At 76.1% G+C, this 3415-nt stretch carries 1 protein-coding gene and 3 pseudogenes; all 4 read right to left on the reverse strand.

Annotated features, from left to right (window positions below):
• Positions 1 to 1241: 1241 nt before the first annotated feature.
• A partial coding sequence (locus FF86_RS48435) for a VirB4 family type IV secretion system protein (RefSeq protein ID WP_242418756.1) occupies positions 1242 to 2030 on the reverse strand: 789 nt, incomplete at its 5' end.
• Position 2031: 1 nt separating this feature from the next.
• Positions 2032 to 2343, reverse strand: a pseudogene (locus FF86_RS66440) (conjugal transfer protein TraC); the annotation flags it as partial.
• Between the two features lies 1 nt (position 2344).
• Positions 2345 to 3092, reverse strand: a pseudogene (locus tag FF86_RS66445) (conjugal transfer protein TraC); the annotation flags it as partial.
• Positions 3089 to 3415 (reverse strand): annotated as a pseudogene (locus tag FF86_RS14270) (hypothetical protein); the annotation flags it as partial. The pseudogenes FF86_RS66445 and FF86_RS14270, both read right to left, overlap by 4 nt.

Raw genomic sequence — 3415 nt, forward strand, 5'->3', positions numbered from 1 at the left:
GCGAGCGCGGCGAGTTCGCCGACGCTGACGAGGTCGCCGCGGCGCAGCCGGCGGGCGGCCAGCAGCCGGGACGGGTCGGGGAGTCTGAGCCGGCGCAGATGGTTGTGGCCGGCGTACAGGGCGTAGGCAGTGGCCAGCGCGTGAGCGCGGCCCCGCAACGCCGCCCGCACCTGCAGGGTCTGCTGCGGGTCGGCCGGTGCACCCTGGGCGGCACTGTAGGCGACACGCACCTCGAAGCGGGGGCCGAGGGCTTTCTGGGCGATCGCCCGGGACTCGGCCGCGTCTTCCGGTGGTGTCGGGCCGACACGCAGGGTGCCCGACGGCCGGGAGCTGTGCGGGATGACCAGGTCGAGGAGGACCGCCCACGGGCGGGGGTTGGTCCGCTGTCCGCGGTGGCGGGCGGCGGCGCGGCGCGCCTGGGCGAGCCGGCGGCCGGTGACCGGACGGGCAAGGATCTGCACCGCGGCGGTCTCGTCGTCGTCCAGTTCCCCCGCGGCGCCCAGCAGGCTTCGTACCGGATCTCCCGGTGGTTCGGCGCGCAGCGGCAGCACGTCCGCGCGGCCCAGCCGCAGCACACCTCCCTCCGCCAGCAGCCCCCTTTTGCCGACGTGCGCGGCGGGGTCGGCGGGGGGCAGCGGGTCGACGGCGGGGCGCAGGGTCGTGGTGCGGGCGCCGGGCCAGGCGGCCTGCACCGCCCGTTCCACCAGCCCCGGCGGCACGGCCCCGGGCACCCACAGGCGAAACGCGGTGCCGGTGCGGTGGGCGACGATTTCGAAGGCGAGGTAGGGCTGGCCGTGGCGTAGTCGGGCCCAGAAGGGGCGGAGCAGTCCGCTCATCTGCGACCAGAACACTCCGGCCGCGTCGGGGTGGACCTCGGGGGGCATGAGGATTTCCACGGTGCGGGCGTCGGCGATCAGCGCGGCGTCCCGCGNGGCCCGCAGACGCCGCCAGGTCAGCGCCGCGGCCAGGACGAGCACGACCATGGGCAGACCGGCGGGCAGCCCCCACACGGCGAGCAGACGCGCCACGGCGTGCCCGAGAGCGGACGGACTGGCCAGCCACCCCACCGGCGCCCCAAGCGCGGGCGGCGGCGGGGGTGGTGGCGGGGAGTGTGGGGACAGGTCAAACGTCATCGACGAATCCCTTGACGTGATCGGGGAGGCATCGGCCGTGGGGCGCGACGCCCTGGGCTGCGCGAACGGCGCGGGGAAGGAGACTTCGGGTGACCGGGTGACCGCTGGTCAGAGCGGGTCGGCGTCGTCCGCCGGGGTGAGCGGGCGGCGGGCCTCGGTGTGCACGGGGCCCACCTCGGCGGCGGTCGCGGGGTGGGTGTGCCGGCGGGCGAGGTCCACCGGGTCTGTGGTGATCAGCTCGTGTTCGCGGGGGCTGGCCTGCGCCCGGAACAGCGCCCTGCGTCCCGCGGCGACGAGCAGCGCGTCCCCGGGGCGGGCGGCGAGCAGTGCGGCGGTCTCGCCGTCGCTCAGCCCGCATGCCGCCTGCACGGCTGCGGCGGCGGAGCCGTCCTGACGCAGGAGGAGTTTGGTGGCGGCGTTCGCGATGATCGCGCGGCCTTCGTCGGTGCCGAGCAGGTCGCCGCTGTCCTGGGTGACCAGCGCGAGGCCGGCCCACCATTTCCGGGCGGCCTTGGCGAGGCGGACGAGGAACCGGGCGCCGGCCGGGTGGGCCATGAGCAGCCATGCCTCGTCGACGACCACGAGACGCCGCCGCCGCCGTGTGGGGTCGGCGACCTGCCGCCAGATCGCGTCCAGCACGAGCAGGGTTCCTGCGGCGCGTAGTTCCTCGGGGAGGGCGCGCAGCGAGTAGATGACGAGATGACCCGTGGGCGTGGAGGTGGTGGGCCCGTCGAACAGGCCCCGGTGTGATCCGGTGACGAACGGCGCGAGGAGCCTGGCGAGCTGCTGGCCGGCCGGCTCGGCCTGCAGCGCGGCGGTGACGTCGGCGAGCAGGGGTGCGGGCCGATCCCAGGTGGCCGGGTCCTGGCTGATCCCGGCGTGGGCGTAGGCGGCGAGNAGCGCCCGGTCCAACGCCGCCCGTCCCACCGGATCCTCGACCGGCGAGCCGGCGAGCGTGGCGATGAAGGTGTGCGCGAACAGTATCCGCCGTGTCAGTAGCTCCGGGTCGCTGCGGCCGTGGGCGGGCAGGTCCAGCGGGTTGAGGCGTACCCCTGGCGCGCCCAGGGACAGCTGTGTGCCGCCGACCGCGGTGGCCAGCGGTGCGTACTCGTCCTCGGGGTCGATCACATGTGCCTCGACGCCCTGGGCGAGACTCCGCACCACGTCGATCTTGGTGAGATAGGACTTTCCCGCGCCGGAGGTCGCCAGCNTGACGGAGTTGTAGTTCGCCCCGGCCCACCGGTCGTGCGCCACGACCCCGGTCGAGGACAGGTTCGGCCCGTAGACCACCGGTGCCGCGCCGGGGCGCAGCGGGTCGGGTAGCGCCACATCGGCGCTGGTGAAGGGGAATCCGGCGGCGACCGCGGCGGTGTCCATGGTGCGGGTTGCCTGAAGCAGGTCCTCGGCGAGGGGCAGGGTGGTCGCCCAGCCGGCGAGCATGCGGTAGCGGGCGGGGTGGACGGTCAGCAGGAGGCTGTGGGCGAGCGCGGTGACCCGTTCGACGTCCTCTGCCAGCTCGCCCACGCTGTCGGCGTGGACGGTGAGATACAGGCCGGTGGTGAACAGGCGGGCCTCGCCGCGGGCGAGACGGCCCGCGAGGTCCGCGGCATCATCAGCGGCCGCGTCAATCTCGGGGTCGTCGAGGCGACCGGCCGCGGCGGCCAGGCGCCGCCCTGACTCCAACCGGCCCCGCTGACGGCGCAGCCGGGCCGCGCCCACCGCGGCGGGGGTGGGCTGCAGATGCCAGGCCACGTCGAGGCGGCCCGGGTAGGCCAGCAGCGGCTCGAGCCAGCCGGTGGCGACCTCCCGGGGATAGCCGCTGACCAGCAGCGTCGCCGCGCACACCCCGCCGACCTGCACATGGTCCGCGGCCACGTGCAAGCTCGGGGTGAACAGCGCCGGTCCAACCAGCCGGGACGCGTCGCGCCCGGCGCGGCCCAGGCGTGCCCGGCGGCTCATCGGTCGGTTCCCGCCGCGCGCACGACACCGGAGGCGGTGACCCCGTCGGGTGGCACGGGCAGGTCGGGGTGGGCGGCGGTGGCCAGCAGCCGGCCGAGCGCCTCGCTGTCGAGGACCCGGACCCCGACGCCGGCGGTGGCCAGCACCCCGGCCGCGTCCTCCAGCTGCCGCAGTGCCTGGCCGGCGGCGGCGTCCCGACCGCCCCGCCCGGCGGGCACGGGCCGCCGTGCGGTGAGCAGGATCTGCCGGGCGCGCAACGCCCGACCCCGGCCAAGGTCGGCCAGGAACGCCGCCTGCTCCGCGGCCGCTTCCGCGAGCGCCGG

This window comes from Frankia sp. CpI1-P (genome assembly GCF_001421075.1).
Classification (GTDB): Bacteria; Actinomycetota; Actinomycetes; order Frankiales; family Frankiaceae; genus Frankia; species Frankia torreyi.